At 44.0% G+C, this 16,170-nt stretch carries 11 protein-coding genes; 3 read left to right on the top strand and 8 right to left on the bottom strand.

Annotation, left to right across the window (positions count from 1 at the left end):
- Positions 1–2 precede the first annotated feature (2 nt).
- Positions 3–2,423, top strand: coding sequence for a hypothetical protein (locus tag A0256_14870; protein AMR32614.1), 2,421 nt, complete (start codon positions 3–5; stop codon positions 2,421–2,423).
- Here A0256_14870 and A0256_14865 read toward each other — a convergent pair.
- From A0256_14865 to A0256_14835, 7 genes are all read right to left on the bottom strand, one after another.
- Positions 2,387–3,241, bottom strand: coding sequence for a hypothetical protein (locus A0256_14865; GenBank protein ID AMR32613.1), 855 nt, complete (start codon positions 3,239–3,241; stop codon positions 2,387–2,389). The genes A0256_14870 and A0256_14865 overlap by 37 nt on opposite strands.
- A 78-nt stretch (positions 3,242–3,319) precedes the next feature.
- Positions 3,320–4,189: a short-chain dehydrogenase gene (locus A0256_14860; GenBank protein ID AMR32612.1), complete on the bottom strand. Its 870-nt coding sequence runs from the start codon at positions 4,187–4,189 to the stop codon at positions 3,320–3,322.
- 181 nt (positions 4,190–4,370) lie between these two features.
- Positions 4,371–4,952, bottom strand: coding sequence for a hypothetical protein (locus A0256_14855; protein AMR32611.1), 582 nt, complete (start codon positions 4,950–4,952; stop codon positions 4,371–4,373).
- A gap of 142 nt (positions 4,953–5,094) precedes the next feature.
- Positions 5,095–5,577 carry a hypothetical protein gene (locus A0256_14850; GenBank protein AMR32610.1) on the bottom strand — a complete coding sequence of 161 codons (483 nt, stop codon included), beginning with the start codon at positions 5,575–5,577 and terminating at the stop codon, positions 5,095–5,097.
- 47 nt (positions 5,578–5,624) lie between these two features.
- Positions 5,625–8,186: a hypothetical protein gene (locus A0256_14845; protein AMR32609.1), complete on the bottom strand. Its 2,562-nt coding sequence runs from the start codon at positions 8,184–8,186 to the stop codon at positions 5,625–5,627.
- A 14-nt stretch (positions 8,187–8,200) separates the two neighbouring features.
- Entirely contained in the window at positions 8,201–8,497 is a 297-nt protein-coding gene (locus tag A0256_14840; GenBank protein ID AMR32608.1) for a hypothetical protein, read from the bottom strand.
- A 432-nt stretch (positions 8,498–8,929) separates the two neighbouring features.
- On the bottom strand, positions 8,930–9,850 hold the full coding sequence (locus tag A0256_14835; GenBank protein ID AMR32607.1) for a hypothetical protein: 921 nt from the start codon (positions 9,848–9,850) through the stop codon (positions 8,930–8,932).
- A 472-nt stretch (positions 9,851–10,322) separates the two neighbouring features.
- On the opposite strand from A0256_14835, the gene A0256_14830 reads away from it, so the two are divergent.
- Positions 10,323–11,648, top strand: coding sequence for a cytochrome BD ubiquinol oxidase subunit I (locus tag A0256_14830; GenBank protein ID AMR32606.1), 1,326 nt, complete (start codon positions 10,323–10,325; stop codon positions 11,646–11,648).
- A 14-nt stretch (positions 11,649–11,662) separates the two neighbouring features.
- Positions 11,663–12,682, top strand: a complete 1,020-nt coding sequence (locus A0256_14825; GenBank protein AMR34562.1) for a cytochrome D ubiquinol oxidase subunit II — start codon at positions 11,663–11,665, stop codon at positions 12,680–12,682.
- Between the two features lie 72 nt (positions 12,683–12,754).
- On the opposite strand, the gene A0256_14820 is transcribed toward A0256_14825, so the two are convergent.
- Positions 12,755–16,141, bottom strand: coding sequence for a DNA helicase (locus A0256_14820; protein ID AMR32605.1), 3,387 nt, complete (start codon positions 16,139–16,141; stop codon positions 12,755–12,757).
- Positions 16,142–16,170: the final 29 nt, after the last annotated feature.

The raw sequence follows: 16,170 nt of genomic DNA, 5'->3' as shown, positions 1-16,170 counted from the left end.
TTATGAATCTGAATGCATTAACCGAGAGCCCTTTTGTTCTCCATATATCATTTCACAAGCTAATCGAGCACTTTGAACAAGCAGCAGCCAGCCAAAGCGGCCCGCAGGCAGATTACGCCAGGGCAATTTTAAAGCAGGTGGAGCCGTTTCCGGAGCTACGGACCGGGATCATCAACAAGGAGCAGATTATAAATAACACGGCCCTAATAAGTAACCTGCTTGAAATTCTGTTCCCAAAAATTCTGACTAATAATGACATAAAAGCCGTAACTGTTCCGTATCAGGACATCCTGTTTAATGAAAGTGCGCGGTTTAAAAACATTCTTGCATCAGCCGGCGATACCTTTAACATCGCATTCAGGGATTACAACGAAGAGCAATTTTATATTATGGCGTGCTGCATTATCCTGGATAGTGTATATGGCACCCATCTTAATTTTTCCAAGCCGCTTTATTATGACATCCCCACCAAAGATGGCATCCTTAAACATTACCGTATCCTTTACAACGCAGACTTTTTAGAGCTGACGCCAACAGATAAAGCAGTAAAACTAACGCCGGAAGACATTGAGCTGCTGACCGATAACTACAACAACATTGATATTTGGAAAGAAAAATTCCCGGTGGGCAGCTGGGATCTGCGCGGCTTCGGACTTGTTTCGCTATTTGATGCCACAGTAGAAAGCGCGGTTTCCTCTTTAAAAGGAACTTTGCTTGGGGGTGACGATCTGGACGTAAATGCGCATGATGACATCGAGTCGGTTTTCCGTTCAATCTATAAGATCCCTGACTTACAGGTAGGGTTCCTTTCGTTTGATCCCGACGAAAACACTTTTACCCTGGCCCCTTTTAATGAGCAGATCAAAAGCTTTTTATTGCCGGATGAGATTGAGGAAGAATTGTGTTCAGATACTCTGTGTACCACGTCGCTCTCTACACTTGTCAACGAGCGCATCTACTTTGCCATAGCAGACGTGGATAAGTACATAGCAGAGAATCCGGAGAGTGTAATGGGCAAAAGATTTAAAGAACAGGGCATCAACAGCTTTATTCTAGCCCCGGTGGTTAAAAACGGACTGATGCTGGGGATCATCGAACTGGTATCGGGCACAAAACGCGAGCTAAACAGTATCAACGCCAATCAGCTGGATGTGGTCATGCCTTTCATTACCGATACCATTGAGCGTAAATTTGGTGATATGCGCAACCGGGTTCAGGCAATTGTGCAAAATGAGTACACGAGCATTCATCCGAGTGTATATTGGAAATTTAAAAAAGAGGTAAATAAGTTCCTGGCATTAAAGCGCGATCACAAACAATATAATTTGCGGGAAATTACCTTCCGTAATGTTTATCCGCTATATGGCCAGGTAGATATTAAGGGTTCATCAAATACCCGCAATCAAAGCCTGCAAACCGACCTGGAGAACCAGCTAAAATCAGCGCTGGCACTGGTAGAGGAACTATCTGTATCGTCTGGAATAGACTCGCTGGATGATGTGGCCCAGCGATTAAGGAAATTTGAAATAGAACTATGCTCTGAAGTAAAAGCGGATACCGAGCAGCAAATCCTTCAATACCTGGAGAATCAGGTGCACCCCGTTCTGAAACAAGCGCTGGTATTGGAAATTGACAATTGCCCTGCTATTACCGAATACTTTGAAGATGTAGAGAAATTGGGCGACTTTCATTTGCAGCGACGAAAGTATGAAACTACTGTAGCCATAATTAACGAGCGCCTTGCCGTTATGTTGGATAGATGGCAGGTGGAGGCTCAAAAAGCTTTTCCGCATTATTACGAACGGTTTAAAACTGATGGTGTAGAGCATAATTTATATATAGGTGCAGAAATAGCTCCAAACCAGCCGTTTAACATGAACCAGGTGCATAACCTTCGCCTTGGGCAGATACAGGTATTGTGCGAGATGGAACTGGAACATCATTTTAACCGTGAAGTACTGCCCTATCCGCTGGAAGTAACATCGCTGATCCTGGCTTTTAGTCTGCCGCTTTCTATCCGTTTCAGGATGGATGAAAAGCGATTTGATGTGGACGGCACCTATAACGCCCGTTTCGAGATTGTAAAAAAACGGATAGATAAGGCCTGTGTTAAGGGAACAACCAAACGCATCACCGATATAGCGAAGCTGACCATTGTGTATACCAACCGCGATGAAGAAAAGGAATATTTAACATACATTCATTTCCTGCAAACTAAGAAGATGCTGGATAGTAATGTAGAGATGCTGGAGGTGGAGGATCTGCAGGGCGTATCGGGCCTTAAAGCCATCCGGATCGGTATCCTGTATAATAGCAGTGTACCATTTGACAGGCATTATACTTACGAGGAACTACTGGAAGAAATAGATTTGGAAGAACTGCACTATCACGACTCCAGCGAACCAAACCTACCGCTTTTATAGTCGGCAATTGCCTGTTCTATTTCTGCGGAACTGTTCATCACAAAGTTATCTTTAGCAGCAACGGGTTCTTCAATAGGCTCCGCAGAGAGCAGGAGAATTTGAGTATCCATTTCCGCAGTAAGCATAATCTCTTCGTTATCTTTTTCAAAAACGATTAGATTATGCTGTGCGATACTTTCCTGGTTGACGCAGATGCTGCCCCTGATCACGTAAATTAGCGTCCAATAACCGGAAGTAACGGCTAGTTGCACCGTTTTACACTTTTCTATTTTGCCTATTACCAAAATTACCGGAGTAATGCTATGAAGAGGCCCAGTCTTTCCATCGAAATCACCGCTCACCAATTGCAGGTTTACGCCCTCCTGCTCCAAAACATTTGGCTGTTGAGCCCGGGTGGCAGATTGATAAGTCGGCTCATCAAACTTATTGGCTGCCGGTACATTTACCCAAAGCTGAATCAATTCCTGCGTCCCCCCATTTTGCAGTAGTTGTTCTGTTGGCCCTTCACTATGTAAAATGCCTTTACCTGCAAACATCCATTGCGCAGCACCTGCTGTAATGGTTTCACTGTGCCCTGCACTATCTTGATGATAACCCTCCCCCTGCAGCATAAAAGTCACCGGCGCAAACCCGCGATGCGGGTGCGGATGCATGCGCAATTGCTGCCCGGGTGCAATCTCCTTCGGCCCCATATGGTGCAGCACTATAAACGGGTTAGCAAACCTAAAATCCAAATGCGGCAAGGGCTGTATAACGGTATCATCTTTGGTGATCTGCTTTGCGCGGCCCTGAAGGATATGGAGGATCTTCTTTTTCATAACGTATTAATTGAGCATACCTGCAGCGGATATCTCCGCGGGCTATTACTTCGCTTGCTCTTTTGTAAAAAATGCAGCTTAGTTTAAAACACCATATTTACCCGATTGAAATTCTTCAATAGCCTCTCTTATCTCTTGCTGCGTGTTCATTACAAAGGGGCCGTAACTGGCTATAGGCTCATTAATAGGCTCTCCGCTCAAAACTAAAAGCACTGCATCAGTACCAGCAATAAGTGTTATGTCTTCACCATCGTTTTTAAACAGGATGAAGCTGTGTTCTTTAGCCGGCTCACCGTTCACAGTTACATTTCCATTGATAACCAGCAAGGCAGTATTATGGTCGGCCGGTACGGTGAAACTGGTCTGCCCCCCTTGCTTCAGTTTGATATCGAAAAGATTTACCGGTGAAAATGTACTGGCCGGGCCTTTAATTTCATTATATGTACCAGCAATAACATTTACTAAACCGGCATCATCCGGCAAAGTTATTTTGCCCATTTGGGCGGCGGTGATCGGCTGGTAATTGGCCGGAGTGTTTTTATATTTTTTCGGCAGATTTACCCAAAGCTGCACCATCTCGAATGGCCCGCCTTTTCGCGAAAATTCTTCTTCGTGATATTCCTTATGCAGTATACCTGTTCCCGCTGTCATCCATTGTACGTCACCGGGATTAATAACACCACTATTACCGGTACTATCATGATGGGCCACACTGCCTTTGTAGGCAATGGTGACGGTTTCGAAACCTTTATGCGGATGTACATCTACCCCTCTCAAATGATCCGACGGTCCAAAATCAAACTCGGCATTAAAATCAAGCATCAAAAACGGACTAATGCGCTGTTGTGAAATACCTGCACCGGGTATCATATTATAAACCCTGAAACCATCACCAACCATTCCCGGTCTTGCCGGGCGGGGGATCATTCTTTCTATCGATTTTTTCATCTGAATTGCTCGGTATAGTACAAAGATACCCGGTTAATTAACGATGCCCAATAAAGTAGGTTAACTGGAATTGTTAATGTAGATTAAGAAATTAGCAGATTAAAGCTTAGTAATCAAGCTGATTGATATAATATCAATAGTCGCTGAACTTGCTTGCAATGACAAGAATGAGAGTTAAATACTACTTAATTATCACGGTATTCAGCATTTTGCTTAAAAACTCGGGCGTTACGCCAATGTAGGAGGCCACCTGTTTTTGAGGAAGGCTCCGGATAAGCGAAGGATAAAGTGTACAGAAATTAGCGTAGCGTTCCATCGCGCTGAGGATCATCCCATCTATCTGGCGGTGCTGATAAGTGGCCATAGCATTCTCTGCCAGCATGCGGCCAAAACGTTCAAACTTTGTAAATTTTAGCTGCAGGGCGTCCAGATCTGGTTTGTTTATAGAAAAGATCTCACTTTCTTCAATGGCATCTATGTTTAGGCGTGCGGGTTCATGTTGCAAGAGGCTGCGCATATCAACTATCCACCAGCCGGGAGGGGCAAATTGTAATACATGTTCGCCGCCATTTTTATCAACCGCGTAACTTCGCAGGCAACCGCTGATCACAAAATTAACCTTCGTGTTAATTTCACCCTCTTCCAGCAAATATTGTTTACGCTTTATCTTTTTATAACGAAGCAGCGAAGTGAAATAAGTTTCTTCCTCGCTGGTAAGAATAACATATTTGGCAATGTTGGCTAAAATGGGTGAATGATCCATTATGCAAGTATAGAAATTTAATTACCACATTTTAAACGAAGACGAATTTGTTCGCTTATTGAATTTTAACCTTTATCAAATACAAAAAGGCCACAGCGGTAAAACCCTGTGGCCTTTATATTATACTTTCCGTATGATACAATTAAACCGTCGTCTCTGATCCGGAGCAATTATAATTATCGTGAAATTGTACCAGTTTTAACATCACATCAATAGCTGTTTCGTAATTTTTTACGCCTACAACTTTTTTGTATTCATTCTCCAGGTATTCTACCTGGCCCTTTAAATGGTGATAGAATTTTTCACCTTCGTCCGTTAAATACAGCATAACTGCACGCGCATCATCCGGACTTTTTTCGCTTCGCACCATATTAGTGGCTTCCAACTCCTTAACAATCTTACTTGCTGCCTGCTTGCTTACATTCAGTTTAGCGGCCAGGGCATTATTGGTGATGCCGGTGGTACCAATGCTCATAAAAAACGGCAAATGCGCATTATTAAAATCGAGATGATTCATCCGGCAAAGCTTTTTCATGCTCCACTCGTCCATAGCCCGCTTCAGCATATACACCAGTTTACAGGTGATTCGCTGTGAATCTTCTATTGTATTACAAGTATCTCCCATGTTAATAGTGTTAACAATTAAAAGTCAACCTGGTTTACGAATTTACGTTAAAAATCGAACTTAACAAATGCGCGCACTCCGTACTTTGGAGCACCCGGATTATCGAGGTAAGTAAAACGCTTCACCAGGTCTACCCGCAGCACCTTAAATATATTTCCAACACCTATACTTCCTTCTGCATAGGGCGTTGATCCTAAAGAGTAAGTACCGCCATTAGCACCAGAAGGGAAACGCAGCAGGCTACCGTTATTAGTCGGATCATTCTCACTGCGTACGCCGCCCCAAAGGGCTTTAAAGTCGATAACTTCGCGCAGCTTCAATTTCCTTAACAATGGCACACGGTTAAACAGGAAACCGTTAAAGTTATGGTCGATAGCGATGCTTGCATAGTGATCACTCACAAACTCCTGGAAATTCATCAGGTTGTACGAGTACAACTGAAAGGCATAAGTTTGGTTGGCATGGTGAATATCCAGTAGCGGAAAAGGCACCTGGCCAAATAAATAACCACCTTCCGTACTTACATCAGTAAACCCTAACTGCGACAGGTAGAAACGTTTAGTAATATTGGCAGTAACGTTTTGATAGTTGTAATCTCCACCTGCAAGGCCTTTTACACCCTGTGCATAGTTAAGTGTAAATACCGGGTACTTATCAGGTATGGGAGTACGGTACAGTTTGCCCTGGTAAAATTTTTCGTGTGGCGCCCACCGCAGCTGTGCTGATAGCTCTGACGTGCGGATAACTCCCACATTATTGAGGTTACCGTTTGGCAAAAGGTTTTCAAACACCAATGAGCCGGCAGCGCTTTGATTCCATTTTTTAAAGCCAAGCGCGTAGGATACGTGATTAGTGAATTCATGCACATAATCCAACCTGAAAATATCATTGTATAACCAGGTATCATTTGCGCCACGTTTAAAAGATAACAGGAAGTTACTCTCCTGTACAAACTGCAACTCCTGGCCCGGCACCTTGGTATCGTGCTGGAAACTCGCCCGGATATAATTCTGCGGAAAGGAGTAGATAGATTTGTTGTTGAGCGAGTATGTACTGCTCAAAAAATACTTCCATCGCTGATCTTTTGTACCGTAGGCACCGTAGGTTTCAAAATAGTAACGTTTACTCAGCTCAGGCGTGCTGCGGCCACCAATACGGCCCCGGAAACCTTCTACCGGGTTAAAGCTGTAAAAGGTATTAGCCGGGCCAACTTCAAACTTGCCATAGTTTTTATACCCGGCAAACAGCAGGGTTGCAATATCCATCGTTTTTTTGAACGAGGGAATAGTTTGCAGGCTATCTATGTTTTTATAAATGCTTGCAGCTGCGGCATCCAGCGTATCCGGGCGGCTCATGAGCCAGTAGGTGTCGTCTTTATCGGCTGCGTTGGCTGCCACTATCTGGGCCGGCCCCTTGTAAGTATCATCGGTACGGGGCGAGTTAATTACAAAATTATTTACGGTAACCAAACGCTCACCATATACACCACCGCCTTTATTTTTGTTCAGCCCAAATTCAATCTTCAGATCGCTTTGACTCAAATGGTATTTGCCATCGTTGTTTTTCTCAAAAGCAAGGGTGGCCTGCATCTGCCTTACAAAGTTAAGGTTGATGTTTTTGTTGACATTCAGCTGCGCGTTCTGCACAGCAAAATTACCATCCATCGTAATATATATTTTTCCTTCAAATAATAAACCGTTTGTATTACGCGGGGTAAAACTTAGCTCGATCAGGTTTGGCTGCTGATCTTTTAGGGTATCGGTAATAAAGAATTTATAAAAATCCGGGGAGTGATCGGCAATTGGGCTCAGCAATTGGTTGCTGAGTAAGGATACATTATTATCGTAAATATTGATATCCTGGTACATCCTGTTGAAATAAGCAGTTAAGCCCTGGTTATCTATAAAGCTCTCGTCGTATTTAACTTGCTTGTTGGCAGATATCACCTGCTTTTTAGCATAAGGTGCCTTGCGGAAATAATTATCTGAGAGTTTTTCTTCCTGGTACAAAGGCAACAAGGTTTTACCACCAATGGCAGTAGAATCCTGTTCGCGGAAAAGGAACTGGTAATTTTTAAAAATGCGCTTGTTCCTGAATTTTTCGCTCACGTTGCTCAGGGCGAAGTTCATCCGCTCGTACTGCTTGTACTCGGCATAGTTGTAATTCTCTAATTGATTCTGCTTTTTGTGGGCTATAACCTGGCGAATCAATTCAACTGCAGGGTTATCTTTATTGGTGTATTTTTTCTTTTTACCCGATTTTACCACCACCTCGTTCAAACTGTGGTTATCCTCAACTAACGCAATGTTGATCTCCTGCTCTTTACCAACTTCAATGTTGCGCGTGGCGGTTTTAAAGCCTACGAAACTGACCTGGATTCGGTTGTAATTTGCCGTGGTGCTGATACTGTAACGGCCCTGTGTAGTAGTACCTCCGCCTATGGTTGTGTTAGCAAAGGTTACCGTAACATAGGGCATTGCCTGGTGTGTTTTAGCGTCAGTAACGGTACCTTTCACCACGGTGGTTTGCGCATGAAGTGTAAGTGAGGCCGAAATTAAGGTGATAAGTAAAATGCTTTTCGAAAAAAGCGTTTTGTAAAAGGTTTTCATTGTGATGTGTGCTATTAAGAGTGCGATAAGGTTGTATTGTTATTATAATTGTAGCGGCGGTCGGCCAACTGGCGGCCTTCATTGCTGTATTTTGAGATGAATTTTTTCACCATGTTGCCCGATGTTTGTGCAAGGCTGCGAGCAGTTAAGGTGATGAACTCAACATTAATATCCATCCCATTCAAACTCTGCTTTATACCCTCCCCTAAGGCATCGGCCAGGTATTTGGCAGATGCCTTAACAAATGCGCTATTAGCAAACCCGGCGAAAACCGGAGTATTATTGTTTGTTGTTGAGTTAGCTGTTTTCATGGCTTCGAGATAATGATACAAAGGTAAACTAAGTTGACTATATTAGTCAACCCAGTTTACGATATTTTATCAGGTTAGTGTGTTTGTGACACTAAAATGAAAATACCGGTTCTGTAATTGTTCGGGCGTTTCCAGTAAAGACGATTATGGCCTAAAAACATTTTAACATCCGTCATTATTTAGCATAAATTAACAGTTCCGTATCCAGAAGCGCTCAAAGCCACAGCAAGCGAAATGGCGTGGTTGAACGACATTTAGCTGTGATTAAAAAAAAAATTGCTAAGATGGCCTGATCGGGCATACCCTGGAATACTTAATGGCTATTTGGTTGGATCAACAGTGCTTATATTCTTAGTTTTTCAGTATAAGATCCAAGACAGAATTTAGATGAAGTTATAAATGATTGTTTTTGAAAGGGATATCTCTAAATTTTTAAAGCAACTTTCGCTGCAGATCTGTACCCCAGCGATAGCTGATACTTAACTCGTGGGTGGCATTATTATATCCCCCCAAGTTAGCAGAGGACGTGCCGAACTGATAGCTATAGCCCACTTTAAAACTATTGGAATTTACAGAGATTATACCCGCTACTTGTTTATTGGTGCGGTAGTTAACACCCAAACCAAATTGCTCTTTCAAATAAAACGTACCTGATAAATCAGCTATAACCGGCGAACCTTGCAGATAGGATACCAACGTTGCAGGCTTAAACTGAATATCATCGTTTATTTTTGCAAGCACACCGCCGCTAAAATAATAGTGACTGCGAAGGTAATTGGCCTGTTGAACAGAGCCTGCCCCTAAATTTCTGAAACTTAGCTCGGGCACCGATAGTCCAACGTAATAGTGCTCACTGAAAAACATGATGCCAAAACCGATATTGGGCTTGATTTCGCGCACATCGCTGCTAAACACGGGGTCGTTAGCATCAAGTGATGAGTAGTTGGCTAAATAACTTCTAACACCGGCATTTAATGAAACAGATAAGAAAGAAGTGCTTGTTAACCGTATTGATTTGGCAAAAAAAGCATTTACTTCTGTTTGGTTCTCTACAGCAAATTTATCATTCACTAAAAACAAACCTGCTGCCGCACCAAAAGCTTCCAAAGGAAAACTGGCGCTCATTAATAAACTGGCTGGTGCACCTTCTAAACCAATGAATTGCCGCCTGCCCAATAGGTTGACATTACCTGCTTTATCGAGGAGGGAGTATGCGGGATTCACTGGTGTTAGGTTATCCGCATATTGGTTATAACTAAATGCATTTTGTTGGGCCACTGCCCCGGTGCCCGATAGCAGCAGAAATATGCATAAAAGTCTTTTTAGGCATACTATTGGTTCTATTCTATTCATTGTGATATTTAGGAACTCAAATTTGCTAATATTTCCAGACAATGGGAAACGGGTAGGAAGCATTAATCAGTTTGCTGGAAAACAGGTAGGCCCGGTCGCCCCAATTGCGGTAAGTTCCTTAATCCCTTCGCCGTAAATTTAGCAGGGCAGGCAAGATGGTTAGCCAACAAAAGCAAAAGCAATTTACATGGAGTAAAGTTAAAAACGCTACTGAGCATATTGATGGTGGAATTGTGATACCGAGGTATGCGGCTTAGTAGTTAATATGACTATTAAAATAGTAAATAAACCAATGGCTGTGGCTATCCAAATGAATTTGATTCAAGATTCGCCGGTTCATCAAATGAGTTTATCTGAACAATAATTAAAAATAAATTACTAACCCAAATAAGACATTAATACATAATCAATTTAAATTGCGATAAACCCTTGGTAAGTACTGGTTTGCTTTACTTAGTGCTTAAATTTGGGCATGGATAATTTTATGGCCGCGCGCTCGCAGATGGCATTGTCCCTCGGCTTTCACATTATATTTTCGTGCATAGGCATGGTGATGCCCTTTTTTATGGCGGTATCACACTTCATGTACCTTAAAACCAATAACCAGGTTTACCAAAACGTAACCAAAGCCTGGAGCAAGGGCGTTGCAATATTCTTTGCTACCGGTGCAGTTTCGGGCACCGTGCTTTCTTTTGAGTTAGGCCTGCTTTGGCCAACCTTTATGAAACATGCGGGGCCAATTTTCGGCATGCCATTTTCCTTGGAGGGCACTGCATTCTTCATCGAGGCCATAGCGCTTGGGTTTTTCCTGTATGGCTGGGGCCGGTTTAATAAATGGTTTCATTGGTTTACAGGTGTAGTTGTAGGCGTAAGCGGGTTAGCATCCGGCATCTTAGTAGTTGCGGCCAATAGCTGGATGAACAGCCCAACCGGCTTTGATTACGTAAATGGCCAATACACCAATATCGACCCGATAAAAGCGATGTTTAACCCCGCCTGGTTTTCGCAGGCCCTGCATATGTGTATAGCGGCTTTTGCAGCTACAGGTTTTGCAGTTGCCGGGATCCACGCACTAATGATCTACCGGAAGCGCAACATTAACTTCCACATGAAATCGTTCCGCATTGCGGCTACATTTGCTGTGGTGGCCGCTATTTTGCAGCCGTTAAGTGGTGACATTTCGGCCAAAATGGTGGCTAAAAGGCAACCGGCAAAACTGGCCGCCATGGAAGCCCATTTTAAAACGGAGCCTTATTCACCCCTTATTATTGGCGGTATACCGGATGTGAAAAACAAGAAGGTGGATTACGCGATCCAACTCCCCGGCTTACTCAGCTTCATGATCTACGAGGATTTCAAAACGCCTGTTAAGGGTCTGGACCAAATTCCCGAAAAGGATCAGCCGCTAATAGCTGTTACGCATTATGCCTTCCAGCTGATGGTGGCATTGGGGATGATGATGATGGCGCTTGGAATTATTTACCTTATCGCGTCATCAAAAAAGAAAAGCTGGCTGGTACAAGGATGGTTCCTTAAATTATTCATTGCAGCTACCCCGGTAGGCTTTATAGCTGTAGAGGCAGGCTGGACAGTTACCGAAGTTGGCCGCCAACCCTGGATCATCCAGGGCGTGATGCGAACAGCAGATGCGGTTACCCCTATGCCGGGAATTGGCTATTCCTTTTACCTGTTTACCCTGGTATATTTTACTTTGAGTATAGCGGTAACTTTTCTGCTTTACCGGCAAATAAAAATGGTACCTGTTCTTTATGATGAACCTAAACGCATTTTACATTAAATACTAAGCTGATGATGATATATGTTGTAATGGCGTTTTTATGGCTGGCCCTGCTGTTGTACCTGGTAATGGGTGGTGCTGATTTTGGTGCGGGCATCATTGAGCTGTTTACCTCTTCCGCCAATAAATCGCGCACGCGCAAGATCATGTACAACGCCATCGGGCCAATATGGGAGGCCAACCATATGTGGCTTATCATTGCTATTGTAATTTTGTTTGTAGGTTTCCCGGTCATCTATACCACCATGTCTACCTACCTGCACATCCCCCTGCTGATTATGCTGATGGGGATCATTGCACGCGGAACCGCGCTTACATTCAGGAACTATGATGCCGTTACTGATCATATGCAGGTGGTATATAACAAGATCTTTGTTTACTCCAGCTTTATCACCCCGCTGTTCTTAGGAATTATAGCGGGCAGTGCCGTAAGCGGCCGGATAGATCCGCAGGCTAGCGACTTTATGTCGGCCTATATTTATAGCTGGCTCAACTGGTTCTCGGTGGCTATCGGCTTTTTTACCGTGGCACTATGCGGATTCCTGGCAGCTATTTACCTTATCGGCGAAGCCCGTGATTATACTGAACGCCGCAGCTTTGTGCGTAAAGCACGTATCATGAATGTGGCGGCTGTAACTGCAGGGGCTATGGTTTTTATCGCTTCCCTCACCGAAAAGATCCCGCTGGTAGATTGGGTTTTCGGTAATAGCGTTGGCGTTTTGGCAGTAAGCGCAGCTTCCGTTTCGCTGGTTTTACTTTGGTATCTTATTTTTAAGGGTAAGCGTTTCATTATCCGCATTTTGGCGGGGTTCCAGGTGACCATGATCCTGCTAACGACTACCTACCGGCACTATCCGAACATCGTTATCCTTAAAAATGGGGGCTATCTCTCTCTGATAGAAAACCACGGAGCGGATAAAGCCATCGAGAGCTTGGGAATAGCGTTACTGGCCGGCAGTGTTTTTATTCTTCCCGCGCTTGGTTACCTGATATACAGCTTTCAGCGAAAAGACAGGGAGGTATTTGAACACTAATTACGGCAAGAGTAGAAGTACCCGGACAAGAGCAATCCCGGGGTGAATCAATGTGCTAATTTCAACCTCGTATTACAATCCCCCCGTTAACAAGCCTAATAGATCTGCTTTATTCAAGGATTTAAAAATTAAATCTGACGAGATCAGCTTCCCTGCAAGTTCCTTCTTTGTTTGCTGCAACAAAATCATCTTCTCTTCGATCGTATCAGGGCAAATAAGCCTTACAGCTACCACGTTCTTGTCCTGCCCTATCCTGTACACGCGGTCTATAGCCTGATTTTCTATGGCAGGGTTCCACCACGGGTCAACCAGGTAAACGTAGTCGGCAGCCGTGAGATTAAGGCCCGTACCACCAGCTTTCAGGCTCACTAAAAATACGCGGATATCCTCCTTATTCTGGAAATTATTGACCACCTGCTCCCTGTCGCGCGTGGCACCGGTTAGGTACGAAAACCCAATACCCCGTTTTATAAGCGCTTTGTGGATCAGATCGAGCATCCCCACAAACTGCGAGAAGACGAGAATCTTATGATGAGGCGATTTACTCTCTATCTGCTCCAGCAAAACTTCAATTTTGGCAGAAGCATCGCCGGGTACCCTTACACCATCCAGCAATTGCGGCGAATCGCAGATCTGGCGGAGCCTGGTTAAGCCTTTCAATACATGCATCGAGCGTTTCGGTAATTCCTCCTGTGTAGTTGCCGAAATATACTCGCGAAACTCCTTTTCGTAAGCGGCATAAACCGTACGTTGCTCTTCGCCCATAGGGCAATGCAAAATCATCTCCGTTTTTTCAGGCAACTCGGTTGCTACCTCAGCCTTGGTGCGGCGCAGAATAAAAGGCTTGATCTTGCTCTGCAGTTCAAGTGAGCGTTTGCTAACTTTAAACTGGTCGATGGGTACAGCATAAATCTCCTTAAAATATTGATGACTCCCTAATAAACCCGGGCAGGCGAAGGACAGTTGCCCATACAGATCAAAAGTGTTGTTCTCGAAAGGCGTACCGGTGATGACAATCCTGTTCCTTGCTTTCAGCAATCGCGCAGCTTTATAACGTTGCGAGCCCGGATTCTTGATATTCTGTGATTCATCGAGAAAAATGTAGTTGAAAGTGTAATCTTTCAGGAAATTTATATCAGACAGGAGCGTACCGTAGGACGTCAGCACCAATTCGAAATGGGTGAAGTCGGCAATACTTTTGACCCTGTCGGCACCGTAGACCGTATGGATCTTTAAGGATGGTGCAAACCTGGCCACCTCGGCCTGCCAGTTAAAAATTAGCGACGTAGGCACTACCAGCAAATTGGTATTGTGCTGAACCTTTTTGCGCTGCGACAAGATAAAGGCCAGGATCTGGATGGTTTTACCCAGCCCCATATCATCAGCCAGGCAACCACCGAAATTAAAATCATCTAAAAAATTGAGCCAGTTCAATCCCTGTTTTTGATACGGCCGCAGGGTAGTTAACAGGGTGTCGGGGACCTCCACATCACTGATGGATTCGAAGCTTTCAAACTTACGCCTGATCTCCTTCAATTCCAGCTTAACCGGAGCATCCAGCATCTCATCCGTATAAAGTTCTTCAATTACCTCATAATTCGTTTTGGCAATGCGCAGCTCATCCTCCCAGATTTCGCCTGCCCTAAAGTATTCATCAAATTTGGTCATCCATTCTGCAGGCAGAATACCCATGGTACCATCGTCCAGTTGAACGAATTTCGTTTTATTACGAATGGCTTTGTGCAAATGTTTAAGCGAGGCCTTGCGCTTGCCAAATTGCGCGATAATTTTAGCGTTGAACCAGTCGATGCCACTGAGTACCTTTATAGTTATCTTTACTTTGTTAGGGTTCAGCTTGTTATTGCTCAACTCGTTGAAACCTAAAATGGTTATACCTGCTTTATTCCAGGCTTCAAAAGCATTCAAAAACCAATCTTCGTCCAAAAAGCGCTTTTTGTGCAGGTAAAAGTATTGGATCTCATCATTTCCCTGCTCCTCAAAATACGGGTGTTGCTGAACAATCAGCAGGTTAAACTGCTTTTCGGCTTCGTCATTTCGCTGTACCAAAAATTCGTTGCCTTTAGCATCGGTGGCGTAGATCTGGGTATCCTTGCGGATCGGGATCTCGGCCTCGCCATAACGCATTACGGGCAGGATCATTACATGCGGCCCAAAATCCGACAGGTAGATGATTTGCTCATTTTTATCAAACTGCTGCTGTTTAATTTGTGCAGGAGTAGCTTTCAAGATATGGGGATAATTAACCGCCATACTTTCCTCCAGCTTATCTAAGATCCGTGATCGAAACGCTTTGAACTGCGAACGGTGTATCAACAAATTTTCCTTGCGCGATTGGAACAAGTTAATCGCTCCGAGCATGGCCAGATCTTTTACAAGGTATAGTATATTTTCCTGCCGGATAAAATAGGAATGTATTATCTCCAGGTCCTTAACCGGGAAACGCCCCTCGCCAATGTGCCACTCGCCCGAGATCTCGTAAAAATCACCTTTCGGCAGCACAGTTAACTGGATGCCCTGACCGCTGTTGCGCAAACCAATCTGCTGCAAAGCGGCAGCCGACACTTTTTCAGATATGCCGCTGTTATGCAGGTAAAAATCAAAATTTAAAGGGTTCTGCACAACCGACTTTAGTCCATCGAGGTTGGCTTTTGTAATCTTGGCATCGATGTTTTGCTGAAAGCGCGAAACGGCCGTAAAAAATTTCAACTCAAGCGGATCGTTGGTCTCCATTACCAATTGCAATGGGGAAAGTACGGTCATCGGGTTCTTGATCTGCCCGTCTTTGGTTAACCCAGCATCATACAGCTCTATCACCAGGTGCTTATAGAATTTGTGCTGCTTTAATACGATAATATTTTTTGTGGTTTCACCTGTAACAGTTGCCTGTGGTAAAGCTGTATCGCCAAACATAAGCTGCTGCTCCATCGCCTGCAAAGTCGCGGCATTTACTGGTAGCAAAGAACGCTCTCTGGGGCGGATCAGCAGACGATGATCCACCAGTTCGGCTTCAAAATACCTATCAAGGTCGGGCTGACCAACCATACCATAGTCTGCGGCTGCCTTATTTAGTTTTTCGTAGCGGAGCGCATGGTCGAAAAACAGGAGGTAGTTATCCGTAGAGATAATTTGAAGCAATGCAGAAGATTGATGAGTGCAAAGCTTGCTTTTGGATTGTTTACAGCTACAGTAAAGTACAATGGCACCCGGCTCCTGCAGTATCCTTACATCAACCGTTGTATCACCCTCGCGACCGGTAAAACTTGCTTTATTAATCTGAAATGCCTGCGATGTTAAGGATTCGGCACCCATATCTTCATAAGCTGTAGCCGGAGAATGTTGAGCAATGATTACCGCATTGAGCGTTGGCAGGCTCTTATCCTTCAGAAAGTAAAAGTCATTCTTTTTGTTGCCATCATTTGCGGTTAAAACTTGTTCCATTGGGATGGCTGCAAATTACAATAATAGCC

Origin of the sequence: Mucilaginibacter sp. PAMC 26640 (assembly GCA_001596135.1) — a bacterium.
Classification (GTDB): domain Bacteria; phylum Bacteroidota; class Bacteroidia; order Sphingobacteriales; family Sphingobacteriaceae; genus Mucilaginibacter.
This window is presented reverse-complemented; position numbering and strand designations above follow the sequence as displayed.